This is a genomic window from Leucobacter sp. Psy1, from assembly GCF_020096995.1.
Taxonomy (GTDB): domain Bacteria; phylum Actinomycetota; class Actinomycetes; order Actinomycetales; family Microbacteriaceae; genus Leucobacter.
In genome coordinates this window covers 2856638-2881793 of record NZ_CP083692.1, presented here as the reverse complement: position 1 = coordinate 2881793, position 25156 = coordinate 2856638, and the positions used below count along the sequence as shown (strand labels likewise).

Genomic DNA, 25156 nt, shown 5'->3' with positions numbered 1-25156 from the left:
AAGTTTGTTGCCACGATGCGGAATGAATGTTCCGTCGTGGGGGAGGGCGCCGTCCGGCGATCCGCCCGGCCCATGAACCTCGATGGAGAGCGTCATTCATGTCTGCACCGAAGAAGAACACTCCTGCCGCACCGCTCCGCCCCGAAGACGAGCGCCTGCCGTTCGGCTCGCTGCTCGCCTACGGCATGCAGCACGTCCTCACGATGTACGGCGGCATCATCGCCGTTCCGCTGGTGATCGGCAACGCCGCGGGGCTCGAGTCGGCTGAGATCAGCCTGCTCATCGCCTCGTGCTTGTTCGTCGGCGGCCTGGCGACGATCCTGCAGTCGTGGGGCTTGCCGTTCTTCGGATCGAAGCTGCCCCTCGTGCAGGGTGTCTCCTTCGCCGGCGTGGCGACCATGACGGCGATTCTCGCCGGCGGCGAGGGGCTGCAGGGCGTCTTCGGATCCGTGATCGTCGCCTCCCTCATCGGCCTGATCGTCGCCCCGTTCTTCGCGAAGATCGTCCGGTTCTTCCCGCCCGTCGTCACCGGCACCGTGATCACGACGATCGGGCTGTCACTCATGCCCGTAGCGGCGGGCTGGGCGATGGGGAGCAACCCCGACGATCCCGAGCACGGCGGGCTCCGGAACATCCTGATCGCCGTCGGCACCCTGGCGCTCGTCCTCATCCTGAGCAAGGTCGGATTCGCCGTCATCTCACGGCTCGCCATCCTCCTGTCCATCGTCATCGGCACGGCGGTCTGCGCCATCTTCGGCTGGGCGGACTTCTCGAGCGTGACCGAGCGCGGTTTCTTCGCGGTCCCCGAGCCCTTCGCCTTCGGCTGGCCCACCGTGTCCGTGGCAGCGGTCATCTCGATGTTCATCGTCATCATCGTGACCATGACCGAGACCACGGCCGACATCATCGCGGTCGGTGAGATCGTCGGCACGAAGGTCGACTCGAAGCGGATCGCGGCCGGCCTGCGCGCCGACATGCTTTCATCCGCCGTGTCACCCGTGTTCAACTCGTTCACCCAGTCGGCCTTCGCCCAGAACGTCGGGCTCGTCGCCATCACCGGCGTCAAGTCGCGCTTCGTCGTCACGGCTGGCGGGTTCATCCTTGTGGTGCTCGGCCTGCTCCCCGTGGTCGGCGGACTCGTCGCCGCCGTCCCTTCCCCGGTGCTCGGCGGCGCGGGCATCGTGCTCTTCGGCACCGTCGCGTCCGCGGGCATCCGCACTCTCGCCAAGGTGAACTACGAGGGCAACATGAACATGATCATCGTCGCCGTGTCGCTCGCGTTCGGCCTGATCCCGGTCGTCGAGCCCGCGTTCTACGACGCATTCCCGAACTGGGTCGGCATCATCCTGCACTCCGGTATCTCGTCGGCCGCCATCATGGCCGTCGTACTGAACATCCTGTTCAACCACATCGGCGGAAAGTCGGGGGAGCGCTCGGCCTTCATCCCCGGCACCGGCCGCGTCATCCGGGAGGAAGACCTCGCCCGTCTACTCGTCGGCAAGTCCGTCCTCGCCGAGGGCGACACCATCAAGGACGGCAAGATCGTCGACGCCAGCGGTGAGGAAGTGCCCGTGGTTACCGCCTCCCAGGAGGTCATCGTGCAGGATGCCATCAAGCAGGGCAAGATCAAGAGCCGCGACGACGTGCGGCGGGTGATCCTCGAGAACGGGGAGTAGGAGAAGGGCACGGAGGGTCTGGACGGTGTGTTATTCCTCGCGCTGCGTGCTCTGCTGAAAGAGATTCGGGCGACGGGCGACATTCCGGGCAAGTGCCAGAGCGGCGGTCTGGACGGCTGGGCCGATCCGCTCGAGATTGACTGTGCCGACTTGTGCACTGACCGATATTGCTGCCACCGCGTGACCATCCGGCGCGAGGATCGGCGCGGCCACACAGCACACGCCCGTCCGCGATTCCTCGTATTCATAGGAGATCCCAGCCGACCTGACATGCAGCAGTGATGCGCGGAACTGCTCTTCGTCGATAATGGTCCCTGGTCCCACCTCGTGAAGGCCCGCGGCGATCCTGCGTTCGACGACGGATTCACCAGAGAATGCCAGGAGAGCTTTACCGACACCCGTAGCATGCGCTGGCATGCGGCCGCCGACGCGCGAAGGAAGCGGTGGGGCGCTCTTACTGCGCAAGATCTCGATGTACACGACCTCGACAGCCTCAAGCACGGCGAGATGGATGGTTTGACCGGTCGCACTGCGTAGATCAGTCATGTGTGCAAGCGCAAGGCGCTTCAGGTCCTTCGGCTTCGTCGCGAGTTCCCCCAGTTCGAACAGACGGAGACCGAGCTCGAATTCGTCGCCTCGACGCTCGAGGAAACCGTGCTCGACGAGCTCGCTGCCGATGCGCGAGACGGTCGATTTCGCGAGACCAGTACGACGTGCGATCTCGGAAACGCCGAGACTGCGGTCGGTGGCCCGGAATGCGGATAAGACGAGCTTTACCCGCCCGATCATCGATGGCGGCGTGTTCCGCTCAGTGGTACGCATGATGGAAGTATCGGGGAATCGGATTGACACTGTCAAAGTGTCGGCGCCGGGAACCGGAGCGGCGCCTCGGTGCTGGAAGTCAGGGCACCGCTTCGAGAATGCTCAGGAGGGGTCATGCGAAGACGAGAACCTGTGGCAGTCGTAACCGGCGGAGGAGGGGGTCTCGGAGCGGCCATCGCTCGCGGGCTCGCTGTTGATGGATTCCACTTGGCCCTCGTGGACCGAGACCTGAAGTCGATGGAGCGGGTCGCAGCGGAACTCAGTGAGCAGGCTGGCATTGCGACGATACCTCTCGAGGTTGACATCACTGACCGGGAATCGGTGAACCGTTGCGGCGAGCGCATCCGTCGAGAGTTCGGGCGAGCTGATGTGCTCGTGAACAATGCCGGTGTCGAGCCCGCGATGACTCTGGAGACCGTCACTGAGAGTGCTTGGGACCTCACGATGAACGTCAATCTTCGCGGGGCCGCGCTGATGACTCAGGTCTTACTCCCTGTATTCGAAGATCAGGGATTCGGCAGTATCGTCAATATCGCATCACGAGCACATATCGGCGGCTCGCGAAATCCTGCCTACTCGAGTTCCAAAGCGGGACTCGTGGGGTTCACTTTGTCGTGCGCCGTTGAACTCGGTCCGTTGGGGGTGCGCTCGAACGCCGTCTCGCCGAGCTTCGTCCGTACCTCGTTCAGTGATCAACGGAGCGATATCCCTGACATGGAGCAGATGGTGGAGCGATATCGATTGCATTCGCCGTTGCGGCGTCTCATCGATCCCGATGACGTCGCCCAGGCAGTGGCATTTCTCGCATCTGAGCGGGCTCGGAATATCACCGGGCAAGTGATCCACGTCACGGCTGGTTCGCACCTGCCGCCGATGGTGTGAAGATGTCAGCGAATGCCCTGCGCCGCCTGTCGCTTTCGCCGTTGACCCTGATCGATGTCTCGCCACCTGAGCTGGTCGTGCATGCTGCCGAGGCAGGCTTCGATTCGGTCGGGATTCGAGTCTTTCCGGGGGGCACTGACACTGCGTGGCCCATGCTCGGCGGCGGTACGCCCATGATGCGGGAGACGCTGCGACGACTCGAGGACACCGGAGTACAGGTGCTCGACGTCGAGGTGCTGCGTCTCAGGCCGGAGCCGGACCTCGCGGAGGGCTTGCAGATTCTCGATGCAGCGGCAGAACTCGGTGCGACGTACGTCGGCGTGAACTGCAACGACCCAGAGCGGTCGAGGCTGATCGGAAGGGTTGCCCGACTGTGCGAGGAGGCCCAGGCGCGGAACTTGAGCATCGGCTTGGAGTTCATGATCTTCTCCGAGCTCGTAACATTGGCCGATGCGCTTTCGGTAGTCGAGGCAGTCGATCACCCGGCGGCAACGATCCTGTTGGACTCGCTCCACCTGCAGCGATCGGGAGGGACCTGGGAAGAACTCGCACAGGTGCCGCCCCGTCTGCTCCCCTACGCTCAGCTGTGCGACGGCCCGGTCGAGCCCGTTCTTGCATCGCCTGAAGCAGCGCTTCTGGAAGCACGGACGGGACGACTTCTCCCCGGAGACGGCGACATCCCTGTGCGCGAGATTGTGGCGACTCTCGATTCCTCTGCATCACTGTCGGTAGAGGCGCCGTTCGCGGACGCTGCGGCGCGACCGCCGCTGGAACGGGCAAAAGCTGCCTTTCGCTCATTGCATCAATTCGTCACGTGAAGCTGCCGCTTCGAGTGAAGTTCTTGTTCCAGTGAGTGGCACATGGCCTGGAACTTCGTCGGAGTTCTCGCCACACTTGCGGCAGAGCCAATTCGTCATCGACAGTGAGGTCCGAATGAATGATCAGCGAGTCGCCGAGGTCGTCGATGGCCTCTTGGACGCATATCGCACAGGAACCCCGGTCGCGCCGCCCACAGAGACGCATGCAGGGTTCACTGTTGATCAGGCGTACGAGGCGCAGCTCGCGCAGGTCACTGCCTGGCGAGCGCAAGGGCGCGTCGTCCGGGGACACAAAGTCGGTCTGACATCGGTCGCCATCCAGCGTCAGCTCAATGTCGACAGTCCCGACTACGGGCACCTACTCGAGGATATGTTTATACCGGACAGCACACCGATCCCGGTGGACCGCTTTATTGCTCCTCGGGTTGAGCCGGAGATCGGCTTCGTGCTCAAGAAGACCTTGTCCGGCCCTGGGGTCACCGCGAGCGAGGCGATCGGAGCGGTCGACTACGCCGTGGCGGCGCTCGAAATTATCGACTCCCGGATCGAAGACTGGCGCATCACCCTCGCGGATACTATCGCCGACAACGCATCCTCAGGCGGCATCATCCTGGGTTCCCGACCGCTGCCTCTCGATCAGATCGATGTGAAGAACACAGGAGTCGTCCTCTATCGAAACGGCGAAATCGTGCAGACCGGAGCGGGAGGCGCTGTGCTGGGGTCGCCCATCAACGCGCTCGTCTGGCTCGCGAACACCATTGGCGCGCTCGGAGTCACTCTCGAGGCAGGTTCGGTCGTGTTGCCCGGTGCGCTGACGGCGGCAGTCCCCGGCGAGCCGGGTGACACCGTCACGGCGGAGTTCGCAGGACTGGGAACGGTGACCGCGCAGTTCGCGTCATCGGATGCGACCGATGTGACCAACAACAGACAGGCGATGAATTAATGAGCCCCACACAGCAGGCCAAGCCCACTGCAGCTATCGTCGGCCCGGGCAACATTGGCACGGATCTTTTGATCAAGCTCAAACGACGAGACGTTTTCGATGTCACTCATGTGATCGGCGTGGATCCGGAATCGGACGGACTCGCGCGCGCACGCCGACTCGGTGTCGAGACGAGTGCCGAGGGCGTGGATTGGCTATTGGCGCAGAACGATCTTCCCGACTTCGTATTCGAAGCGACCGCCGCTCGACCGCACCAGGCTAATGCGCCCCGGTACGCCGAGGCCGGAATCCGTGCCATCGATCTGACTCCGGCCGCCGTAGGCCCGTTCGTGTGTCCCGCGGTGAATCTCGGAGACCACGTCGATGCGGAGAACATCAACATGATTACCTGCGGCGGACAGGCGACGATTCCGATCGTGCACGCGGTCTCCCGAGTCGTGGATGTTCCCTACGCCGAGATCGTCGCCTCGATCTCATCACGTTCGGCCGGTCCTGGTACCCGCGCGAACATCGATGAGTTCACGGAGACGACGTCGCACGCGATCCAGTCCGTTGGGGGCGCTGAACGCGGGAAGGCCATCATCATCCTGAATCCCGTCGAACCGCCGCTCGTCATGAGGGACACCGTATTCGCGGCTATCCCGGACGGGGCCGATCGCCACGCGATCGAGGAATCGATTCATCGTGCCGTCCGCGAGGTCCAGGAATACGTTCCTGGTTATCGGCTCAAGGCTGACCCCCAGTTCGACGACCCGAGCGAACTCTGGCAAGGCAACGGTCGGGTTGCGGTGTTCCTGGAGGTGGCAGGCAATGGCGACTACTTGCCCGAGTGGGCCGGGAATCTCGACATCATGACCGCGGCTGCGGCGCGCGCCGGAGAACTTCTCGCGAACCTACCTCAGACCTCTGCAGAGGAGACGATCGCACGATGAATGCCACTGATAAGGCTCCGGTCCGGATTATTGACACAACCCTGAGGGATGGCTCGCATGCGGTGCGCCATCAGTTCACTATCGAGCAGGTACGAGCAGTCGCCGGAGCACTCGACAGTGCCGGGGTGCCGATCATCGAGGTCACCCATGGCGACGGTTTATCCGGGTCGACGTTCAACTATGGGTTCAGTGCAGTTTCCGAGCTGGAACTCATCGCCGCTGCCGCTGACGCGGTGGAGCAGGCGAGGATCGCCGTGCTTCTGCTCCCCGGCCTGGGGACGGTTGCCGATCTAGAGGAAGCCTCCCGGGCCGGAGCTCGTGTCGCACGTATCGCGACTCACTCGACCGAAGCGGACGTCAGCGTGCAGCACTTCGGAGCGGCGCGCGAACTCGGGCTCGAGACAGTGGGATTTCTGATGCTCTCGCACATGACCGAGCCCGACGCCCTCGCCGCTCAGGCGCGGATCATGGCGGACGCCGGCTGCCAGTGCGTGTACGTTGTCGATTCTGCCGGAGCGTTGCTTCCCGAGGGAGTCTCTTCACGGGTGACCGCGGTAGTGCAAGAACTTGGTGAAGATGCGTCGGTGGGTTTCCACGGGCACCAGAATCTCTCACTTGGCGTCGCGAACTCGTTTGCGGCATACGATGCTGGCGCCCGATCGATCGACGGCACGCTCAGAGCACTGGGAGCAGGCGCCGGAAACACGCCAGTCGAGGTGCTCGTCACTGCTCTCGACGCGTACGGGGTGCCGACCGGGGTGAGTAATGAAGGGATACTCGCGGCTGCCGAGGAAGTGCTGAAACCGATGATTCCGACGATGCCCGTCGCGGATCGCGCCGCTATCGTTCAGGGTCGATACGGTGTTTACAACTCTTTCCTGCTTCACGCGGAACGTGCTGCAGACCGGTACGGCGTCCCGTCGTATGAAGTGCTGAAGCGAGTGGGTCAGGCTGGATACGTCGGCGGACAGGAAGACATGATTATCGATGTGGCGATCGAGCTGCGCAACGAATTGCAGCGCGAGTCCCAGCATCAGGAGCAGGAGAATCTGGCATGACTGCATGGACCATCGATTCGGCCGCTGACGTGCTGCTCACGGCAGAACGCGAACGTCAGGACCGTGGCCCACTCAGCGACGAGTGGGCTGACCTCGATCTCGACACCGGATATCAGGTGCAGGACGCGCTCATCGCGAAGAAGGTGGAGGCCGGCGAAAGCGTTATCGGGGTCAAACTCGGGCTTACTTCTCGTGCCAAGCAGGAACGGATGGGAATTTCCTCCCCCTTGACTGCCGTGCTGACCGACGGGTACATCCTCCCGGCCGACGTTCCGATTCCGATGTCGGAGCTCATTCACCCGCGAATTGAACCGGAAATTGTCTTCGTGATGCAGGAACGGCTGAGCGGCCCTGGCGTTACATCAGCGACAGCGATGTCAGCGGTCGGAACCGTGCACGCAGGATTCGAGGTCATCGATAGCCGCTACACCGACTTCAAATTCACGCTCCCCGATGTCGTCGCGGACAATGCTTCGTCGGCTCGCTTCGTCGTGAGTGGGCGCGGTGTATCCCCTGCGGAGCTCGATCTCGTACTGGAGAGTGTCGTCCTCTCCGTCGACGGCACGGTAGTCGACACTGCCACCGGTGCCGCGGTCATGGGGCACCCGGGTGAAGCGCTCGCGCTGGCAGCGAACGAGCTCGGGCGCCGAGGGAAGGCCATCGAGGCCGGGGATATCGTACTGACCGGTGGCCTGACCGATGCGGTTTTCGTGCATCCCGGCTCCCAGATCTCGGCCGAGTTCAGCAGTCTCGGTTCGCTGTTCGTCACAGCGCGCTGAGCCGACCTTCACCTAAGGAGCAACTATGCATTCGCCTGCGGAGCACCCCTCACGATCCGATGTGCTGTCGGGAGCAGCCACGACTGAGGAATCGATCGAATACTATCTGTCAACGTACCGAGAGCTCGTCGGCTTTGTCCCCCCGAGGATCCAGGCCCGATTCGACAACCTTCGGGAGAGCAATCCCGAACTTCTCCTGGCCCAGGAGAAGACTCGGAACCTCATCTCCTACACGGACGAGCTCGATCAGCAGACAGTGCAACTCGTATTATTCGCGATATTGAGCGTTCAGTTGCGTGACGCAGCGCGAATTCACGGAGCGGCGGCACGCCGAGCCGGCGCGACCGAGCCGCAACTGCAAGCCGTGCTAGACCTCGCGTACCTGTTCGGCGGAACGTCGATCACGAACCACGCCCCGGCAATCCTCGAAGGGGTGCGTGAACTGATGGCACGGGCAGACGCCGCTGCTGGTGGCGAAGAGGCAGGCGCCTAGGTGGCGACGAATCAGGAGTTGAATACCATGACGAATCCCGAACCGATCTACGACGTCGCCCAGCTCGGGCACACGGAACTTCTCACGCCGAACCTCGATGAAAGTGTTGCCTTCTTCACTGATGTCTACGGCCTGTACCTCGTGGGTGAGGAACCCGGTGCCGCCCACCTCCGCGCGTGGAACGACGACGTCCTGACGTCATTGAAACTGACGGCTTCGGATCAGGCGGGTCTCGGTCACGTGGCGTGGCGCGCGACAAGCCCTCAGGCGCTCGAACGGAGAGTCGCGGCGCTGGAGAAGCGGGGAGTCGAAGGGCACTGGCATGACGGAGACTTTGGTCACGGCGCCGCATTCAGGTATCGCGGGCCCGGCGGGCACCAGCAGGAGATTTACTTCGAAACGGAAAAGTACCGTCCCACAGAGGAGACGCGTCCGCACTTACCGAATCAGCCTCAGAAGTTCGATCCTCAAGGCGCTGCCGCAGCACATATCGACCACATCAACCTACTGGTACCGAACGTCTCCGAAGCGAGTCAGTTCCAGCAGGAGACCCTTGGCTTCAAGCTGCGAGAACGACTCGTGCCTGCCGAGAGAGACGAAGTGGGTGCGTGGCTCAGTGTGATGACGAAGGCTCACGACCTTGCTCTGACGCGGGAGCCCGCGCCGACTGAAGGACGATTGCACCACCTGGCGTATTCCGTTCCCGAAACGAGTGACGTGATCCGGGCGGCCGATATCTTCATGGAGAACGATGTCTTCATCGAGTTCGGACCCGCAAAACACTCCCGCACGCAGGGGTTCTTCCTCTACGTCTACGAGCCGGGTGGTAACCGCATCGAAGTATTCACCGGTGGGATCCATATCTTCTCTCCTGACTTCGAGACCGTCACGTGGACTACCGAGGCTGGCGGCCGTGGAACCGCATGGGGGACAGCGGTGCCCGAGTCGTTTCACACGCACGCCACTCCCACCTTCCCCGCGACTCAGTAGCGATCGAGAGCAGGGCACTCATGTCGGCGCCATCGGACTCCGCGGCTCCCGAACTGACCGTCAGCTACGTAACGCTGCACGGCGCTGGATGGGCTGAGCCCGCGCGCAACTCGTTTCCCGCACGAGCGGCGGCGGCTGCTGCGGCTGGTTTCACCGGTATTGGCAGTCAGCTCCGCGATGTCTTCGAGTGCGCGGGGGGTCCTGCGCAGGTGAGCGCCGCAGCGGCAGAATCGGGTCTTCAGATACGCGAATGCGAGTTTATCGACGGATGGGCGCGGCCAGACGAAGAGATGCGGTCGTCCGTGTCGATCAAGCGCGTCGGGGAATTCGCGCAGCAGACCGGACTCCATCACGTCACCGCCGGAGAGTTCAGTGCGTCACCGCTGATACTTGACACCGCGAGTGCTCATCTCGCGAAGATCGCCGCAGAACTCGATTCCTACGGTGTCAAGATCGCGGTAGAACCGTTCCCCTGGGGAACGATCTCGGACTACCCGACTGCGCTTGAAATCGTGCGGAGGAGCGGGGCGGCAAACGTCGGCATCATGATCGATATCTGGCACTACTTCAACACCGGTGGACATATCGGGTGGCTCGACGATGTTGATCCCGGAGAGATCACCGCAGTGCAGCTCAACGACGGCCCCAGGGTCTTCCGAGATTTCCTTCATGCCGCCAGAACGACGCGAGCGTTGCCCGGTGACGGGGAACTCGACGTTCGCGGACTACTGCAGAAGCTCGACGACCGCGCATACGGGGGCCCATGGTGCGTGGAAGTCAATAATCCCGAGTTTCGAGAACTTCCTGTCCAGGCCGCCGCAGATCGTGCGTTCGCTGCGGCAAGCCGAGTGTTCACAGGTTGAGTATTCGGCTCGCGCATTCCGTCCACGACGGATATCAGCGCGGCGAACATGGTCACCTTCTCGGGAAGATTCCGGGCGGGGAACTGAATGAAAGGTGAGTGGAAGATGAACGTACCGAACTTCTCGGTCGGTCTCATCGGTGCGGGGATCGGCGAGTCACTCTCTCCGGCACTGCACCTTGCTGAGGCCGAGCGGTTGGGCGTCAATTACGACTATCAACTCTTCGATCTTGACCATCTCGCGAGCGACACGGCAGAGACGCTGCGGACGGCGAGGGAGCTGGGACTGCAGGGAGTGAATGTGACTCATCCCGGCAAGCAGGCGGTTATTACGGAACTCGACGAGCTTTCGGAAGACGCCAGGCAGATCGGGGCCGTGAATACCGTGCTCTTCACCGAGGCAGGCGCGGTCGGCCACAACACTGACGCGTACGGGTTTGGGGAACTTGCGCGACGCTCGCTCTCCGAGGAGGCAACACGTCGAGTCGTGCAGTGCGGTGCGGGAGGCGCGGGGGCGGCTGTCGCGCACGCTCAACTCTCCGGGGGAGTCGAACATCTCGACATCGTTGATGTAGATGAGCGGCGGGCGCACCTTCTGGTGCAGGACTTGAAGCACCGGTTCGGGGCGGATCGAGTGGACGTGCACCCCTGGGGGCGCGCCGCGAACCTCGTCGCCGAAGCTGATGGATTCGTCAATGCGACCCCGATGGGTATGGCCGCGCATCCTGGTGTGCCCATCGACCCCTCAGTCATCACTGATCGACACTGGGTCATCGACATCGTCTATATGCCCGTCGAGACTGAACTGATGCGGGCTGCGCAACGACGTGGCGCACGTGTCACTGGCGGAGCAGGGATGACCGCATTCCAAGCCGCGGCGGCCCTCGAGCTGTTCACGGGCGTCCAACCCGATCGCGAGCGCATGCTCGTTCATGTGCACGAGCTCGTCGCCGAGAAGCTTCGGAATCAGACCTCCTAACCCTCACGACAGATGCGGAGAATACCCTTGGTGGAGCGACCTCATATCCTTGTCCTGAACGGACCGAACCTCAATCTCCTGGGCACGCGGGAGCCCGGGCTGTACGGTACAGTCACACTCGCAGATGTCGAGAGTCTCGTGCGTCGGCGAGCCGAAGAGCTGGGCTACGACATCAGTTTCGCCCAGAGCAACCACGAAGGCGAATTGATCGACCGCATCCACGCCGCCAGAGGTATCTCGGCCGGTGTCGTGATCAATCCCGGCGCATACACCCACACGTCGATCGCGATTCGCGACGCATTACTGGGTACCCAACTTCCGTTCGTGGAAGTACACGTGACAAACGTGCACCGAAGGGAGTCGTTTCGCCACCACTCATATCTGTCGGACGTCGCCGAGGCCGTGCTCGTCGGAGTCGGAACCCGAGGATGGGTGTACGGCATCGAGATCATTGCCGGCCTCGACGCCGCAGACCAGACATCATCCATGACGCAGAAGGAAGGTGCGTGAACGTGAGCACTACTGGTCCCTCGCAAATATTGAGAGTCGGTATCGTTGGCTGCGGAAAGATCGCCATCAATCATGCCAAGGCGTTGAACGCGATCCCTGAAGTCGCCCTGGCGGCGGTCTGCGACGTCGACCAGACTCGGGCCGAAGCGTTTGCGGAGGCATTCGGTGCGTCGAGAGCGTACTCCGACCTTGAGGAGATGCTCGCGTCAGGACTCGACGCGGTCATGATCTGCACACCGCATCCGATCCACGAGCAGGGTGTGCTCGCCGCCGCGCGGCACGGACTCCACGTGCTGTGCGAGAAACCGATCGCCGTCTCGATCGAAGAAGCAGACCGTATGGTTGCTGCGACCGAGGCAGCTGGCGTGAAGTTCGGCGTGGTGTTCCAACGGCGCTTCTGGCCGGCTGCACAGCGCGTTCGAGATGCTCTTGCGGCAGGGAAACTGGGTACTCCTGCGGTCGGTTCTCTGACGGTCCGCCTCGGCAGAGACGCCGAGTATTACAGCGAGCCGTGGCGCGGCAGGTGGGACACCGAAGGCGGCGGTGTTCTGATCAATCAGGGCGTGCACTACGTTGACATGCTGCTCTGGCTCATGGGAGAGCCGACTCGCGTTTACGGCACGACGCGCACGGTCAAGCACGGTGCATACATCGAAGTTGAAGACACTGCTGTCGCGGTGATCGAGTTCTCCTCCGGTGCTGTGGCCACGCTGCAGGCCGGCACGACCTTCGCGCCTGGCCTGGGAACGAGCGTGTTCATCAGTGATGCCCGCGGGCGAGCGGTGACCGTGACGGAGCATCCGGAGGGCGCTCCGGGGATCAACGATATCTGGACGATCCCCGGTGAGACGGACTACCAATCCTATTTGGCGACGGACATCGAAGCAGATCCTCCGCTCGCCTCGATTCACGAAGGGCTCGCTCCTTTCCACGCCGAACAGATCGAGGAGTTCGTGCAGGCCGTCGCGCAGGATCGCGACCCACTGGTCACCGGCGCTGATGCGCTCCGAGCGCTGGAAGTGATTCTTGCCGTCTACGAGTCGTCGCGTAGCGGCGAGGCAGTCGACCTCGCAGAGTGGCGCATGAGTCGAGCCGGCGGATGATCCGAACTGCGCTCCTGGGACATGGAATTGGAGGGAAGTACTTCCATGCCCCGTTTCTCTCACACCACCCGGCGTTCTCGCTCGACGCCATCGTGTCGGCGAAACTCGCTGACACGTCGGACGAAAAGGAGTATCCGGGGTGTGCGCTCTTACGAACTCCCGCTGAACTCTGGGAACGAGCGAACGAGTTCGACCTCGCCGTGGTCACCACACCGACTCGTACTCACGCAGAGATTGCCGACAGAGCTCTCGATGCGGGCCTGAACGTACTCATCGACAAACCGATCGCCACCTCATCACGCGAAGCGCGCCGCCTGGCTGAGAAAGCCTCCGAACGGGCGTTGAAGCTCTCCGTCTACCAGAGTCGGCGGTTCGACGCCGAGGTCCGCACGGCTCGATCGATGATCGAGGCCGGAACTCTGGGAAGGATCGTTCGCCTCGATGTTTCGTTCGAGCGCCGTATCGATCCGGAGCGCTCCGGATGGCGCGAACAGCTCAGCGGTGAGGAGGGTGGCGGTGTGACCTACGACCTCGGGAGCCACGTGCTCGACATCGCTCAGTTCCTGCTCGGACCGATCGCCCGCATTAACGGGCTGAGCCGAACCGCCAGCCCCCAGCGGGCGGCGGACGATGAACTCGTGGCCTTCGCCGAGCACCTGAGTGGCGCTGTCACCCGATTGGTGTGCAGCTGGACCGCTGAGCAATCGCTTCCGCGCATCAGGCTCATCGGAAGCGCGGGGACCTACGAAGTGAACGATACGGACCCGCAGGAGCGAGCACTGAAGCAAGGGGGAACGGTCAGCGACCCTCACTGGGGTGTCGTGCCTGAATCGGAATGGGGAACGCTTATCGACGCATCAGGTGAGCGAACCCCTGTCCCCACGATTTCAGGAGATTACCGCCTGTTCTACTCACAACTCGCCGTCTACCTGACAGATGGAGGGCCGAACCCGGTGGCTCCGGATGAAGCGATCCGAACCACCGAACTCATCGAGCATCTCCTTCGGTCCTGAGGTTCGACCAGACGCAACCTCAGGATCGAGCGAGTAGGTGATAGCGAGCGAATTCTGCTGTTCCACTGAGCGGGTCAAAGGTGGTTCTCGGGGTCAGGCCGCGTGCTACCGTTCACGAGATTCAACGTTGAAGGGCAAGGGATCTCCTGCTAGATCCCTCTCCGCAAAGGTGAGGAGAATACGGTCTTGTTACCCAATTTCTGGAGGGCTGGGCTCTCATTGATCAGGGGCCGCGTGCGGCTTCACCGTGTGGCGCCTGAGTCTGCGTGGCGAAGCTCTGAGGTCCGCGCGACTGGTCACAGTGGGAATGCGGTGTCTTGTGGCTGAAGTCGATTCGACCGAACGTGCGCCGTCGCCGCCACCTGAGCCCGCCGTACTGCGCTGGCTCTCCAAATTCGAACTGGCCCTCGCGGTGTTCTTCCTCGCGATGATCTTCATCGGTGTGATCTGGCAGGTCCTCGGGCGCTACATCGGGGAAGTCAACTGGCCGGGAGCCGGCGAGATCGCGCGCTACTCCCTTATGGGGCTTACCTTCATAGTCGTGGGCTACCTGATCGGGAACAACGGTCAGATCACGGTCGCGGTCATCGACTCCGTCGTCACTTCCAGGCGTGGTCGGATGGTCGTACGACTGGTGTCCTCCGTTCTTCTCACGATCGTGTGCGTCTGGCTCGCTTGGGAGGCGTTCTCGCTGGTGGACGGAGGCTTCCGACGCACGACCGCCGTGCTCCAGATCCCGATGGGGTATCTGTTCCTCATACCGCTACTCGGATTCCTCTCAGGCACGGTTCGCTCTGTGGAGCGGATCGTGCGAGCTCGCTACGAGCAGACCGACGCCATCACTATCGAAGACGCCGAGGAGTAAAGATGGAACTCGCACTGATCGCCGTTGGCGTCCTGATCCTGCTCTTCCTCCGCGTCCCCGTCGCCTTCGCGATCATGGGCCCCTGCCTGGTCTACTTTACGGTCAATGGGCAATCGGCAGGCATGGCGTTGAAGACCGTCTTCGACGCGACGAACTCATTCCCGCTGCTCGCAGTGCCCCTCTTCATCTTCGTCGGAGTGGTGGCAAACAAGCTCGGTATCGCGGAGCGCCTGTTCGAGTTCTGCATGTCGGCGATGTCCCGTGTTCCAGGAAATCTCGCCTACGTGAACGTCGGCACGAGCGTCGGCTTCGCCTGGATGAGCGGTTCCGCTCTGGCCGACGCGGCGGGACTCGGCAAGGTGCAGGTTCCGGCCATGACCCGGGCAGGGTATCCGTTCAGATTCGCGGCGGGCCTCACGGCTTCGTCCGCGCTCATCAGCCCGGTCATGCCGCCGAGTATCCCCGCCGTCATCTTCGCGGCAACAGCCACGATCTCGACCGGCGCACTCTTCGCAGCTTCAATCGTTCCGGCATTCATGATGGCGGCGGGACTTTGCGTGTACATCGCGATCTGGGTGGCACGCCATCCCGGTTTCGAGAGCGCACCGTTCGATGCCACGCGCTTTCGCAAAGCAGTCGTTCGGGTGCTCGGACCGCTTGGCGCACCGGTCATCATTCTCGGCGGGATCATTGGTGGATACTTCACCCCGACCGAGGCGGCAGGCATTGCCGGAGTGTACATGCTCGTGCTCGGTCTCTTCATGCGCACCGTTACGTTCCGCGTTCTTTGGGAGGCTGCCAAGGAAACAGTCTTCCTGACGGGCGGAATCATGCTGATCATCGGCGCCGCTGGCATGTTGGGCCAAGTCATGGCGCGAGAGCGAGTGGCTACTCATCTCTCGGATTGGATGACGGATTTCACCTCGAGTCCGCTGATGTTCCTCCTCCTCATCAACCTGCTCCTCATCGTGCTCGGGATGCTCATCGACGCGACCGCCGTAATCCTGGTCACCGTTCCGGTTCTGCTCCCGTTGGCGACGAGTTTCGGCATCGACCCGGTGCACTTCGGGGTGATCGTGGTGGTGAACCTGATGATCGGACTCCTCACCCCGCCCGTCGGGAGTGTGCTCTACGTGATGGCGTCGGTGACCGGGCGGTCGGTCGACGAGGTATTCAAAGGCATTGTCCCGTTCCTCGTGCCGATGCTCATCGTTCTCGCGATCATCACCGTATTCCCGCAGGTCGTCATGTTCGTGCCGAACCTGCTCGGCTTCTAACGCGCCCGTGAGCGCTTCCCCGTTCGACTATCCGCAGAGTAAGGACATACCCATTATGAATCACACACGAGTTGCCACGACAACCTTCGCGATGGTGGCCACAGCCGGTCTCCTCACCGCCTGCGCGGGCGGCGGGGGTGGTGAGGGCGGAGACGACATCACCATTCAGTTCTCGAGCACACAGGCAGAATCAGCCCCGAACTTCTACTGTGGCATGGAGCTCTTCAAGGATCGCATCGAGGAGAAGGATCTGGGGATCACCGTCGATCTGTACCCCTCGAGCCAGTTGGGCCCCGATGCGGAGCGTGTCGCCGGATTGCAGGCCGGCGACAGCGATATGGATCTGCAGGAGGCAGGACTGGCGTCGGTTTATCCGCAAGCCGGTATTCTGGGGGCTGCCTACGTGTTCGACGATGTGGACCACGCGTTCGACTGGTTCGACAACGACTCCGAAGAGTTCCGTGCATCCTTCAATGAGGAGACAGGGCTCACGATCATCGATGGCTGGTACTACGGCACCCGAACGTTCAGCGCAAAGGAGCCCATTCGTTCGCCTGAGGATCTGCGGGGCATGCAGATCCGATTCCCCGATACGCCGCAATACCTCGCGAACGCGGAGGCAATGGGTGCCAATGCGGTCGCAGTTGCCTCGGAAGAGGTCTACGTGGCTCTCCAGCAGGGCATCGCTGATGGTCAGGAGAACCCTGTGGTCGGAACGAAATCCGAGAGTTACGACGAACTCCTCGACTACGTCAGCCTCAATGATCATCAGCTCAGCATCCACTGGGTGACAATCGCTGACCAGACTCTCGACGCGATGACGGAGGAGCAGCGCGAGGCCGTGTTTGAAACCGTCAAGGAGATTCGTCCTGAGAACCGCGAATGCGTTGAGCAGGAGACACAGGAGATCCTCGACGAGTGGAAATCGAGCGGGGAACTCGAGGTCATCGAGGACGTCGATCGGCAAGCGTTCATCAGCATGGCTGAGGAGTACTTCAACGACTACTACACGGGAGACGATCTCGAGTTCTATCAGAGCATCCGCGCCACGGCTGGAAGTAACTGACTGATATCTCGGTAGACGATCCAGGACGGCGCCTCGCACGGAGGGCCAGGGGGCATCAGGCTCCCTGGCCCTCCGTGCTGACGGTGCCGGGACTGAGCCGGGCGCCCACTTCGCCGCCCCGCCGGCAGCGGCGCGAGAAACCACTCGAATCTAGACGGTGGCAATGATCGGTGGCCATGGAGGCCATGGGCGGGGGTTGGGAGGCAGTCACAGGGCGATCTCACAGCAGAACCCCCGCCGCTATTGCGACGGGGGTTCCGGTGGCGCGCCCCGAGGGATTCGAACCCCCGACCTTCTGATCCGTAGTCAGATGCTCTATCCAGCTGAGCTAGGGGCGCTTGCCGTTGTTTCCAACCAGAGAAACATTACAGCAGTTCGGGGCGAAATGGAAATCGGGCCGACCGCGCTGAGGGGGGACCCTGCGGGTAGGCTGTTCGCGTGCCAGAAACGCCTGATCCGCAGCTCTCCGCGGACCTCATTGCAGACCCTTCGACGGACCTGGAGCGCGCCGCGTCGCTCATCGCTGAACTACCGGACTACCCGGCTCCCGGCATCGTGTTCCGCGATATCACTCCGCTGCTCGCCGACGGGCCGGCACTCCGCGCGACCGTCGACGCGCTGATCGAACCGTTCGCGGGATCGTTCGACGTGGTGGCGGGGCTCGAGGCGCGAGGCTTCCTGCTCGCGAGTGCGGCCGCGTATGCGACGGGTGCCGGACTCATGCCGATCCGGAAGGCGGGCAAGCTGCCGAGGCCGGCGGTCTCGGTGGACTACGAGCTCGAGTACGGCACCGCGACGGTCGAAGCCCACGACGATCTTCCAGAGGGCAGCCGCGTACTGCTCCTCGATGACGTGCTCGCGACAGGAGGCACGCTCGTCGCCGGTCGCGATCTGCTGCACCAGCTCGGGTATCACGTCGCCGGGGTCGCGGTGCTCTTCGAGATCGAGGGCCTTGGTGGGCGCGAGTTCGTGAACGATCCGGGCCTGCACACCGTCTTCCACAGCTGAGTCGATGGCCGAGCAGCAGCCGCTCAGCTCCGGGCGCATCCCCGATCCTCAGCCGGAGCACACCCCGCTGTTCCGGTGGCTGGCGCGGGTGTTCCAGGCGGTCGAGACGAAGCTCCGCGCGCGGGGCGGGCGCGGTCTGCGATCCGGGATCCGGGTGTTCTGGGCACTCATCGCGGCGACCGGCGTCTTTCTGCTCGTCGGTCCCGTCCTGAATCAGCCGCTCGATTTCGACGACGTGCTCGACGCTGCGGAGATCGACGAAGTCGACTGGATCGCGACCGATGTTGCGATCGACTACGAGGTCGGAAGAGACGAAGAGGATCGCTTCGCAGCCGAGGCCGAGGAACGGTTCACCGCGAACTTCACCAACGGACCCGAAGCGACGATCGAGCGCGCGTTCGTGACCGAGTTCAGGGGCCACGACGCCCGCTTCGAACTGCATGAGGCGACGATCGACGGTGAGCCCGCCGACGTCGACGTGCGTCGCGGTGCGGCCACCACCCGCGTCACGATCGAGCGACCGGACGGAGCAGATTTCGACGGTCAGCACGAGGTGGTGCTCTCCTACGAGTTCCACGACCTCGTCACGACGGTCGAAGATGAGGCCACCGGCGCGGATATCGACCAGTGGGGTTGGCCGCTGCTCGGCCCTGCCTGGCCGCAGGCCACGAAGGGCGTCGAGGTCTCGCTGACGCTTTCGCCGAAGATTGACGAAGCGCTCGTGCGCCCGCCCCGCGCATACGTCGGTTGGCTGCTCGTATCCGGCACCAGCTGGCTCGAAGCCGAGTCCACGACTTCCGAGGGGGTGCGGTACGCCTTCTCGAACGACGACACCCTCCCGCCGCACCCCGACCTCGATCTGACCGTGAGCTTCGCATCCGGAACGTTCGCGCAGCCCCCGACCACTCCGCTGTTCTGGGTGCAGACGTGGGGCCCGCTGATCCCGCTCGCCCTGCTCGCCGTCTTCACGCTCTTCTCGTTCGTCGCCCGTCGCGTGGTGTGGGCCGATAGTGCTGGGCGACCCTGGTACGTCGCGCGCGACGAGCCTCCCGCCGACCTGTCCCCCGACGCGGCAGCGCGGCTGATGGGGCGACCCCGGCACGCCGAGCTCGTCGAGGCGCTCGCCACCGCGCCCACGGTCAGGGCTCGTGCCGACGGGAAACGTCGCAAGTGGGGGAAACGACGCGCGGCCCCCGTGCGGCCATCGCCTCTCACGCATCGCGCTCGCGAGCGCTGGTTCCGTGCCGTGGCCCGCGCCGGAATGCGTGCAGGGCGCTGGGGCAACTTTCCGAGCGTGGTGCGGCGCCGGCTCGCCTGGGCTCGGCACGACCTCCCGGTCGAGCGCGGCCTCCGCTGGGTACCCGATAGCTATCTCCGCGACAGCTTCATCTGGGGTTCACTGGCGCTCGTCCTGCTGCAGTGGGGCCTGCTGCGGCAGCTGTCGCACCAGGTGATCCTCACCGTCGTCTGGTGGCCTGCGCTCTTCGTGCTCGGGTCCACGCTCCTCGCGATGCTCGTGTGCTGGGCGGTACGGCGCCCGCGTCCACTGACGCCCGAGGGTGCGCTCGCCATGCAGGAGCTCAAGGGGATCGATGCGTGGGCGACGACCACGCGGCTTCGGGATCGGGGCCCGGTCGACGACGCGCTGCTGCCGTACGCCGTGCTCTTCGAGGGGCCGAGGCGTGCGGGAAGGCGCATGGCCCAGCTCGCCGGGCGGGAGACCGGCGACGCGAAACCGGGGAGGGGCTGGCGCACTGAGCATTTCGTCTCTGCTCCGGCACTGCTTGCGCTCGCCGCCGCCATCGCGGTCTTGGCGGGCGCGATCGTGACCGTTTCCGTGCGCCCGGCCCCGTATGGCGAAGCGGAATTCGTCACCGAGTACCACCGCGACATTCCCGCGCTCACCTTCTCGCAGGTCGAGGGCTTCGAGGTGGACGCTGAGCTGGTGCGCGAGAAGGATGGAACCGCGCGCATCGACGTTGTCGAGCACACCCAGGTGCGCTTCACCCCGAGCGGAGGCCGGGTGCCGCAGTTCGGCCGCGAGTGGCCGCGCGAGCGGCTCGGGCAAGACCTGGGACTCGATGTGGGCGACGTGACGGTCGACGGCGATCCGGTGCCGACGCAGCAGGTGGAGGGAGCCCGGACCACGGCGATCGTCACGCAGCTTCCCGAGGTGCTCGACGGGGTGCACGAGGTCGAGGTCGAGTACTCGCTGACGTCACCGGTCGTCGACGCGCCCGATGACGCGGGCGCGTCGCAGCAGCTCAGATGGACTGCGTGGCTCGGGTTCTGGGAGGACACCTACTACACGAACATCGACAACGCGTTCGACGGTACCGCGCCCGTGCGTCCGCTGCGGGTCTCGCTCGAAATCGCGCCGGACCTCGCCGGCGAGGTCGCTTCGGGCGGCTGGATCGACACCGACGTGGACCTGCCTCGGGTGCCCTACGAAGACGGCAACACCTTCAAACCCTGGGTGGGGGAGTCCCGCGTGTACGACGACTCCGAACGCTCCTACGAGCTCCGCATCGGGTCGGAGCAGCGGGCCTCGGACGGCACGGTGACCGTGACGATCGACGCGGACGCGGTCGAGTCGCGGGAGATCGACCGCGAGACGCAGGAGCCGACCGGTCCTTTCGTCGTCGACGCCGAGGTCAACGCGTGGCTCGAGGAGTACGAACTCGATCTCTCGGACGATCTCGGAGTCGTCCTGAACTTCCCTGCGGCAACATTCGAGAGCGTCGAACAAGGAGCGTATAACCGATACGAGACCTCGTACTGGCTGCCGTACACCGCGACGCTGGTTCTCGGCGGCACCGTGACGCTCGCGGCGGCGGCCGCGATCCTGCTCGTGACCCGCACCCGTCGCAGCTCCCGCGCATCGGCCGCGAGCATCGCGCTGTGGGCGGTCCCGCTGGCTGCCATCGGCCAGAGCGTGCTGTGCTGGTGGGTCGTGGGGCCGATGCCAGGTGGCAACGCAGCCGGAGCGTGGGCGCTCTGGTTGGGGGCCCTGATGTGGGCCGCCGTCGGCGCGGAGTTCGTGCTCGTCGCGCGCCGGCTGCGGAGGTCGGGGACGGATGCCGCAGATTTCCCGAAGAATGCGAGAGACTGATCACCATGACCGAGTACGCCGCCCAACCCAATGAAGCCTTCTTCGCCGCACGCGACCGTCTGCTGGAGCTCTCAGGCGACCCGGCCCGCGCCCGCAGCGAGTTCGTCTGGCCCGACGTCGGCGACTCCTTCAACTGGGCGCACGACGTCTTCGACGCGATCGCCGAGGGGAACGACACCACCGCACTCTGGATCGTCGAGGAGGACGGCAGCGAGGTGAAGCGCACCTTCGCCGAACTGCGGCGGCGATCCGATCAGGTGGCGAACTGGCTGCGCGGCATCGGTGCGAAGCACGGCGACGTCGCGATGCTCATGCTCGGCAATCGCGTCGAGCTGTGGGAGATCATGCTCGCGGCGATGAAGATCGGCGTCGTGCTTCTGCCGACGTCGGTCGTGCTCGGGGCGAACGAACTCGCCGACCGCGTCGAGCGGGGGAGCGTTGACTTCGTCTTCGCCGGCCCAGAGGATGCCGCCAAGTTCCGCGAAGTTCCGGGCTCCTACCGAGGTGTGGGCGTCGGCCTCGACGCCGGAACCCGTGACCAGCGGGCCCTCCTCTACGACTGGCTGCGCTACGAGGAGTCGACCGCGGCGTCGCAGGCCCCCGTACCGAAGCGCACCACCAGCCAGGACGCCGCACTGCTGTACTTCACCTCGGGCACCACGAACCTCCCGAAGATCGTCGTGCACTCGCACACGAGCTACCCCGTCGGGCATCTTTCTACGCTGTCGTGGATCGGGGTGCGCCCCGGTGACGTCCACTCGGTCATCAGCGCGCCCGGGTGGGCGAAGCACGCCTGGTCGAGCTTCTTCGGCCCCTGGCACGTCGGAGCCACCATCTTCGTCGTGAACACCGCGCGATTCGACGCCGAGCACCTCGTCTCCGAACTCGACCGCGCGGGGGTCACCACGTTCTGCGCACCGCCGACGGTCTGGCGCATGCTCATCCAGAACCGACTCGAGCGGAAGCCGCGCGCATTGCGCGAGGTCGTCTCGGCCGGCGAACCCCTGAACCCCGAGGTCATCGCGCGCATCAAGGAGTGGTGGGGGCTCGAGATCCGCGACGGATACGGGCAGACCGAGACCACTGCGCTCATCGGCACGATCCCCGGAGACCCGCTCGTCGCGGGCGCGATGGGCCGGCCGCTGCCCGGCATCGATGTCGCGCTTGTCGACCCCGTGAGCGGTGCCGAGACCGAGGAAGGCGAAATCTGCCTGCGTATGGCTTCGCCCAGTTCGGGCGGCGGGCGGCCCACCAACCTCATGACCGGGTATTTCGGCAATGACGAGGCGACCGCGAAAGCCACGGCGAACGGTTACTTCCACACCGGCGACGTTGCCACCCGCGATGAGAACGGGGTACTCACGTTCATCGGCCGCACCGACGACATCTTCAAGTCCAGCGACTTCAAGGTGTCCCCCTTCGAGGTCGAGAGCGCACTCCTCGAGCACGCGCACGTCGCCGAGGCCGCGGTCGTCGGTGCACCAGACGAGACGAAGCTCAACATCACGAAGGCGTACGTCGCGCTCGCCGCAGGTGTTGCAGCCGATGGGGAGACCGCCCGCGCGATCCTCGCCCACGCACGAGAGGCGCTGCCGCCCTACATGCGCGTGCGACGCGTCGAGTTCTTCGAGCTGCCGAAGACGACGTCGGGCAAGATCCGCCGCGTCGAGCTGCGGGTTCGCGAGGAGGAGGCGCATGCCGCCGGCCACCGCATCGAGACCGAGTGGCGCGAGGAGGACTTCCCGGGGCTCAAGAGCTGACCGTCGCCGCGGAGGATCGTGTCATACGAGGTCACCCGACTGGGACCCAGGCGCGATCCTCACTAGTCTCGCCTGCATGACCACCATCGAGACCACCACCGCCGGAAGCCTGCCCCGCACCGAAGCCCTCATCGCGGCGAATGCCGCTCGCGAGTTCGCCGACGACGGGTTCACGCTTCGCGAGACGCCGGAATTCACGGCGCTCGTGGCGGAAGCCGTTCGCGACGTCGTCGACCGGCAGCGGCAGATCGGGATCACGCAGCCAGGCGACGGAGAGTTCGGCAAGGCCATGTCGAACGCCGTCGACTACGGGGCGTGGTGGACGTACTCGTTCCAGCGCACGTCAGGGCTCGAACTCACCGGGCAGGACATCTTCAGCCAGACGCCGGTGCGGTCGGAACCCGGCGATATCAGACTCACCTCGTTCCCGGACCGCCGTGACTGGACGGCGTTCGCCGAGGCGTACCAGGATCCAGGCAGCGGCATCTCGGTCGGCAAGAACGCGACCGCGTTCCCCGCGACGACCGGCCCGATCCGCTACACGGGTCAGGGCGCGGTTGCCGCGGACACGCGCAACCTGAGTGCCGCCCTCCGCGAGGGCGAGCGCGGATTCCTCACGGCGATCGCGCCGGGATCCGCCGCCCGGATCGAGAACGCCTACTACGACACCGAGCAGCAGCACATCGACGCCTGGGTTGCCGCTCTGCGTGAGGAGTACCGCGCCATCACCGATGCGGGCCTCATCGTGCAGCTCGACGACCCGTCACTGGCCGAGAACTGGGATCAGATCAACCCGGAGCCCTCGGTGGAGGACTATCTGGCGTTCACGCAGATCAGGATCGATGCGATCAACGAGGCGATCCGAGGGCTGCCGAAGGAACAGGTGCGCCTGCACCTGTGCTGGGGTTCCTGGCACGGACCCCACACCACCGACATCGAACTGCGCCACATCCTGAAGACGGTACTCGGCGCCAACGTCGGCCAGATCTCCTTCGAGGCCGCGAACGCGCGTCACGAGCACGAGTGGGCCGTGTGGGAGGAGCAGCGGGACCTCATTCCCGACGACCTCATCCTGGTGCCGGGCGTCGTCGGCCACTCCACGAACCTCGTCGAGCACCCCGATCTCGTGGCGCAGCGCATCGAGCGCTTCGCGAAGATCGTCGGCCCCGAGCGGGTGATCGCCGCCACTGACTGCGGTCTCGGGGGTCGCGTGCACGAGCAGATCGCCTGGGCGAAGCTCGAGTCGTTGGGCGAAGGGGCGCGCCGAGCGGCGAAGCGGGTCTAGCGGATCGTCTCGGAGTGGCGCTCCCGGTGCATGCGCCGGTGCTCGACGTCTTCGTCGGCGTCGAGCGTTGCGAAGTATTCGAGTGAAGCCCGGGACGTGGTGAGGAGGGGTTGGATGCCCGTCTCGGTCGAGAGCAGTGCCTGAGAGATGCCTTTCGCTGCGCCCTTGAGCAGCTCTACGGTGCCGAGCACGGGAGTGTCGTCGCGCGCGACGACCACACCGAGCGCAGCTACTGGCGCACCATACTGTCCCATGACCGGGACCGCGATGCCGCGGGACTGCTCGTGGATGAACCCGTCGCAGACCGCGTGCCCGCGTGCGTGCGCCTGACGCAGGAGCTGACGGAGCTCGGGTCCGTCAGCCGGTGTCTCGCGCGTCGTTCGGGGCCACCCCTCGGCGATCACGGCATCGACGAGATTCTCTTCCGCGTGAGCGAGCAGAACGATGCCGCTCGAGCTCAGGGGAACGGGGATGCGGCCACCGATCAGCGTCGCATTGACGACCGCGTCGCGTGTGGACTGCCGGTCGATGAAGAGAACCTCGTGGCCGCGGAGCACGGCGAGTTGGGTGTGCTGGCGCACTCTCACGTGCACGGCATCGAGCCAGGGCCGGGCAAGTTCGCGCAGTCCGAGCGCACCCGGGGTGCGGGACGCGTACTCCCAGAGGCGGGTGCCGAGCCGGTATAGACGCCCCGGCGCTCGCTCGACCAGGCCTTCTTCGAGGAGTTCTTTGAGGAGTCGATGCGTCGAGGAGGTCGCCAGGCCGGTGATTCCGACGATCTCGGTGAGGGTGAGCTCCGGACGTTGGGGCTCGAACGCGTCGAGGATGCGGAGGTGTTTGCCGAGCACCGATTCACCATCGGACTTTCTCGCCATCGGCACCTCCAGGCCCCATTGCCAGATGTCGAATCCACAGATATGCAG

Annotated in this window: 23 protein-coding genes and 1 tRNA gene; 21 read left to right on the top strand and 3 right to left on the bottom strand. The window is 64.3% G+C overall.

What is annotated here, in order from left to right:
* Positions 1 to 98: 98 nt before the first annotated feature.
* Entirely contained in the window at positions 99 to 1676 is a 1578-nt protein-coding gene (locus K8P10_RS13605) for a nucleobase:cation symporter-2 family protein (protein WP_224779435.1), read from the top strand.
* 30 nt (positions 1677 to 1706) lie between these two features.
* On the opposite strand, the gene K8P10_RS13600 is transcribed toward K8P10_RS13605, so the two are convergent.
* A complete protein-coding gene (locus tag K8P10_RS13600; RefSeq protein ID WP_224779434.1) occupies positions 1707 to 2498 on the bottom strand; it encodes an IclR family transcriptional regulator in 792 nt (263 codons plus the stop codon).
* Positions 2499 to 2612: 114 nt separating this feature from the next.
* Between K8P10_RS13600 and K8P10_RS13595 the strand changes: the two genes are divergently transcribed.
* From K8P10_RS13595 to dctP, 16 genes are all read left to right on the top strand, one after another.
* Positions 2613 to 3380, top strand: a complete 768-nt coding sequence (locus K8P10_RS13595; RefSeq protein ID WP_224779433.1) for an SDR family NAD(P)-dependent oxidoreductase — start codon at positions 2613 to 2615, stop codon at positions 3378 to 3380.
* Positions 3381 to 3382: 2 nt separating this feature from the next.
* Entirely contained in the window at positions 3383 to 4198 is an 816-nt protein-coding gene (locus K8P10_RS13590) for a sugar phosphate isomerase/epimerase (RefSeq protein WP_224779432.1), read from the top strand.
* Between the two features lie 115 nt (positions 4199 to 4313).
* Entirely contained in the window at positions 4314 to 5141 is an 828-nt protein-coding gene (locus tag K8P10_RS13585; RefSeq protein WP_224779431.1) for a 2-keto-4-pentenoate hydratase, read from the top strand.
* Positions 5141 to 6073 carry an acetaldehyde dehydrogenase (acetylating) gene (locus K8P10_RS13580; protein ID WP_224779430.1) on the top strand — a complete coding sequence of 311 codons (933 nt, stop codon included), beginning with the start codon at positions 5141 to 5143 and terminating at the stop codon, positions 6071 to 6073. The genes K8P10_RS13585 and K8P10_RS13580 overlap by 1 nt, the downstream gene beginning before the upstream one ends.
* Positions 6070 to 7131 carry a 4-hydroxy-2-oxovalerate aldolase gene (gene dmpG / locus K8P10_RS13575; protein WP_224779429.1) on the top strand — a complete coding sequence of 354 codons (1062 nt, stop codon included), beginning with the start codon at positions 6070 to 6072 and terminating at the stop codon, positions 7129 to 7131. Before K8P10_RS13580 ends, dmpG begins: the two co-directional genes overlap by 4 nt.
* Complete coding sequence (locus K8P10_RS13570; RefSeq protein ID WP_224779428.1) at positions 7128 to 7910, top strand: 2-keto-4-pentenoate hydratase; 783 nt, start codon at positions 7128 to 7130, stop codon at positions 7908 to 7910. The genes dmpG and K8P10_RS13570 overlap by 4 nt, the downstream gene beginning before the upstream one ends.
* 25 nt (positions 7911 to 7935) lie before the next feature.
* Positions 7936 to 8403 carry a carboxymuconolactone decarboxylase family protein gene (locus K8P10_RS13565; RefSeq protein WP_224779427.1) on the top strand — a complete coding sequence of 156 codons (468 nt, stop codon included), beginning with the start codon at positions 7936 to 7938 and terminating at the stop codon, positions 8401 to 8403.
* Between the two features lie 27 nt (positions 8404 to 8430).
* Positions 8431 to 9393: a VOC family protein gene (locus K8P10_RS13560; RefSeq protein ID WP_224779426.1), complete on the top strand. Its 963-nt coding sequence runs from the start codon at positions 8431 to 8433 to the stop codon at positions 9391 to 9393.
* 20 nt (positions 9394 to 9413) lie between these two features.
* Positions 9414 to 10256 carry a sugar phosphate isomerase/epimerase gene (locus tag K8P10_RS13555; protein WP_224779425.1) on the top strand — a complete coding sequence of 281 codons (843 nt, stop codon included), beginning with the start codon at positions 9414 to 9416 and terminating at the stop codon, positions 10254 to 10256.
* 105 nt (positions 10257 to 10361) lie between these two features.
* Entirely contained in the window at positions 10362 to 11234 is an 873-nt protein-coding gene (locus tag K8P10_RS13550) for a shikimate dehydrogenase (protein ID WP_224779424.1), read from the top strand.
* Positions 11235 to 11264: 30 nt separating this feature from the next.
* Complete coding sequence (aroQ, locus tag K8P10_RS13545; protein ID WP_224779423.1) at positions 11265 to 11744, top strand: type II 3-dehydroquinate dehydratase; 480 nt, start codon at positions 11265 to 11267, stop codon at positions 11742 to 11744.
* The gene (locus tag K8P10_RS13540; RefSeq protein ID WP_224779422.1) at positions 11741 to 12847 is read left to right on the top strand and encodes a Gfo/Idh/MocA family protein; all 1107 of its coding nucleotides are present in this window, start codon (positions 11741 to 11743) and stop codon (positions 12845 to 12847) included. Before aroQ ends, K8P10_RS13540 begins: the two co-directional genes overlap by 4 nt.
* Entirely contained in the window at positions 12844 to 13860 is a 1017-nt protein-coding gene (locus K8P10_RS13535; RefSeq protein WP_224779421.1) for a Gfo/Idh/MocA family oxidoreductase, read from the top strand. Before K8P10_RS13540 ends, K8P10_RS13535 begins: the two co-directional genes overlap by 4 nt.
* Positions 13861 to 14179: 319 nt before the next feature.
* Positions 14180 to 14725 (top strand): TRAP transporter small permease, encoded by a 546-nt coding sequence (locus K8P10_RS13530; protein ID WP_224779420.1) that lies wholly within the window; start codon positions 14180 to 14182, stop codon positions 14723 to 14725.
* A gap of 2 nt (positions 14726 to 14727) precedes the next feature.
* A complete protein-coding gene (locus tag K8P10_RS13525) occupies positions 14728 to 16002 on the top strand; it encodes a TRAP transporter large permease (RefSeq protein WP_224779419.1) in 1275 nt (424 codons plus the stop codon).
* A 91-nt stretch (positions 16003 to 16093) separates the two neighbouring features.
* A complete protein-coding gene (dctP, locus tag K8P10_RS13520) occupies positions 16094 to 17068 on the top strand; it encodes a TRAP transporter substrate-binding protein DctP (RefSeq protein WP_224779418.1) in 975 nt (324 codons plus the stop codon).
* Between the two features lie 261 nt (positions 17069 to 17329).
* Here dctP and K8P10_RS13515 read toward each other — a convergent pair.
* Positions 17330 to 17406 (bottom strand) — tRNA-Arg (locus K8P10_RS13515).
* Positions 17407 to 17506: 100 nt separating this feature from the next.
* Between K8P10_RS13515 and K8P10_RS13510 the strand changes: the two genes are divergently transcribed.
* The 4 genes from K8P10_RS13510 (at position 17507) to K8P10_RS13495 (ending at position 24233) form a co-directional block, all read left to right on the top strand.
* Entirely contained in the window at positions 17507 to 18076 is a 570-nt protein-coding gene (locus K8P10_RS13510; protein WP_370631888.1) for an adenine phosphoribosyltransferase, read from the top strand.
* A 4-nt stretch (positions 18077 to 18080) separates the two neighbouring features.
* On the top strand, positions 18081 to 21188 hold the full coding sequence (locus K8P10_RS13505) for a DUF2207 domain-containing protein (RefSeq protein ID WP_224779417.1): 3108 nt from the start codon (positions 18081 to 18083) through the stop codon (positions 21186 to 21188).
* A 5-nt stretch (positions 21189 to 21193) separates the two neighbouring features.
* Positions 21194 to 22948, top strand: coding sequence for an AMP-binding protein (locus K8P10_RS13500; protein WP_224779416.1), 1755 nt, complete (start codon positions 21194 to 21196; stop codon positions 22946 to 22948).
* A gap of 76 nt (positions 22949 to 23024) precedes the next feature.
* Entirely contained in the window at positions 23025 to 24233 is a 1209-nt protein-coding gene (locus tag K8P10_RS13495; protein WP_224779415.1) for a cobalamin-independent methionine synthase II family protein, read from the top strand.
* Here K8P10_RS13495 and K8P10_RS13490 read toward each other — a convergent pair.
* The gene (locus K8P10_RS13490) at positions 24230 to 25108 is read right to left on the bottom strand and encodes an IclR family transcriptional regulator (RefSeq protein WP_224779414.1); all 879 of its coding nucleotides are present in this window, start codon (positions 25106 to 25108) and stop codon (positions 24230 to 24232) included. The genes K8P10_RS13495 and K8P10_RS13490 overlap by 4 nt on opposite strands.
* Positions 25109 to 25156: the final 48 nt, after the last annotated feature.

What these genes read in the sequence shown, in the direction of transcription:
- K8P10_RS13605 (WP_224779435.1), top strand. Translation starts at nt 99, where the DNA reads ATGTCTGCACCGAAGAAGAACACTCCTGCCGCACCGCTCCGCCCCGAA.
- K8P10_RS13600 (WP_224779434.1), bottom strand. Translation starts at nt 2,498, where the DNA reads ATGCGTACCACTGAGCGGAACACGCCGCCATCGATGATCGGGCGGGTA.
- K8P10_RS13595 (WP_224779433.1), top strand. Translation starts at nt 2,613, where the DNA reads ATGCGAAGACGAGAACCTGTGGCAGTCGTAACCGGCGGAGGAGGGGGT.
- K8P10_RS13590 (WP_224779432.1), top strand. Translation starts at nt 3,383, where the DNA reads ATGTCAGCGAATGCCCTGCGCCGCCTGTCGCTTTCGCCGTTGACCCTG.
- K8P10_RS13585 (WP_224779431.1), top strand. Translation starts at nt 4,314, where the DNA reads ATGAATGATCAGCGAGTCGCCGAGGTCGTCGATGGCCTCTTGGACGCA.
- K8P10_RS13580 (WP_224779430.1), top strand. Translation starts at nt 5,141, where the DNA reads ATGAGCCCCACACAGCAGGCCAAGCCCACTGCAGCTATCGTCGGCCCG.
- dmpG (WP_224779429.1), top strand. Translation starts at nt 6,070, where the DNA reads ATGAATGCCACTGATAAGGCTCCGGTCCGGATTATTGACACAACCCTG.
- K8P10_RS13570 (WP_224779428.1), top strand. Translation starts at nt 7,128, where the DNA reads ATGACTGCATGGACCATCGATTCGGCCGCTGACGTGCTGCTCACGGCA.
- K8P10_RS13565 (WP_224779427.1), top strand. Translation starts at nt 7,936, where the DNA reads ATGCATTCGCCTGCGGAGCACCCCTCACGATCCGATGTGCTGTCGGGA.
- K8P10_RS13560 (WP_224779426.1), top strand. Translation starts at nt 8,431, where the DNA reads ATGACGAATCCCGAACCGATCTACGACGTCGCCCAGCTCGGGCACACG.
- K8P10_RS13555 (WP_224779425.1), top strand. Translation starts at nt 9,414, where the DNA reads ATGTCGGCGCCATCGGACTCCGCGGCTCCCGAACTGACCGTCAGCTAC.
- K8P10_RS13550 (WP_224779424.1), top strand. Translation starts at nt 10,362, where the DNA reads ATGAACGTACCGAACTTCTCGGTCGGTCTCATCGGTGCGGGGATCGGC.
- K8P10_RS13535 (WP_224779421.1), top strand. Translation starts at nt 12,844, where the DNA reads ATGATCCGAACTGCGCTCCTGGGACATGGAATTGGAGGGAAGTACTTC.
- K8P10_RS13525 (WP_224779419.1), top strand. Translation starts at nt 14,728, where the DNA reads ATGGAACTCGCACTGATCGCCGTTGGCGTCCTGATCCTGCTCTTCCTC.
- dctP (WP_224779418.1), top strand. Translation starts at nt 16,094, where the DNA reads ATGGTGGCCACAGCCGGTCTCCTCACCGCCTGCGCGGGCGGCGGGGGT.
- K8P10_RS13505 (WP_224779417.1), top strand. Translation starts at nt 18,081, where the DNA reads ATGGCCGAGCAGCAGCCGCTCAGCTCCGGGCGCATCCCCGATCCTCAG.
- K8P10_RS13500 (WP_224779416.1), top strand. Translation starts at nt 21,194, where the DNA reads ATGACCGAGTACGCCGCCCAACCCAATGAAGCCTTCTTCGCCGCACGC.
- K8P10_RS13495 (WP_224779415.1), top strand. Translation starts at nt 23,025, where the DNA reads ATGACCACCATCGAGACCACCACCGCCGGAAGCCTGCCCCGCACCGAA.
- K8P10_RS13490 (WP_224779414.1), bottom strand. Translation starts at nt 25,108, where the DNA reads ATGGCGAGAAAGTCCGATGGTGAATCGGTGCTCGGCAAACACCTCCGC.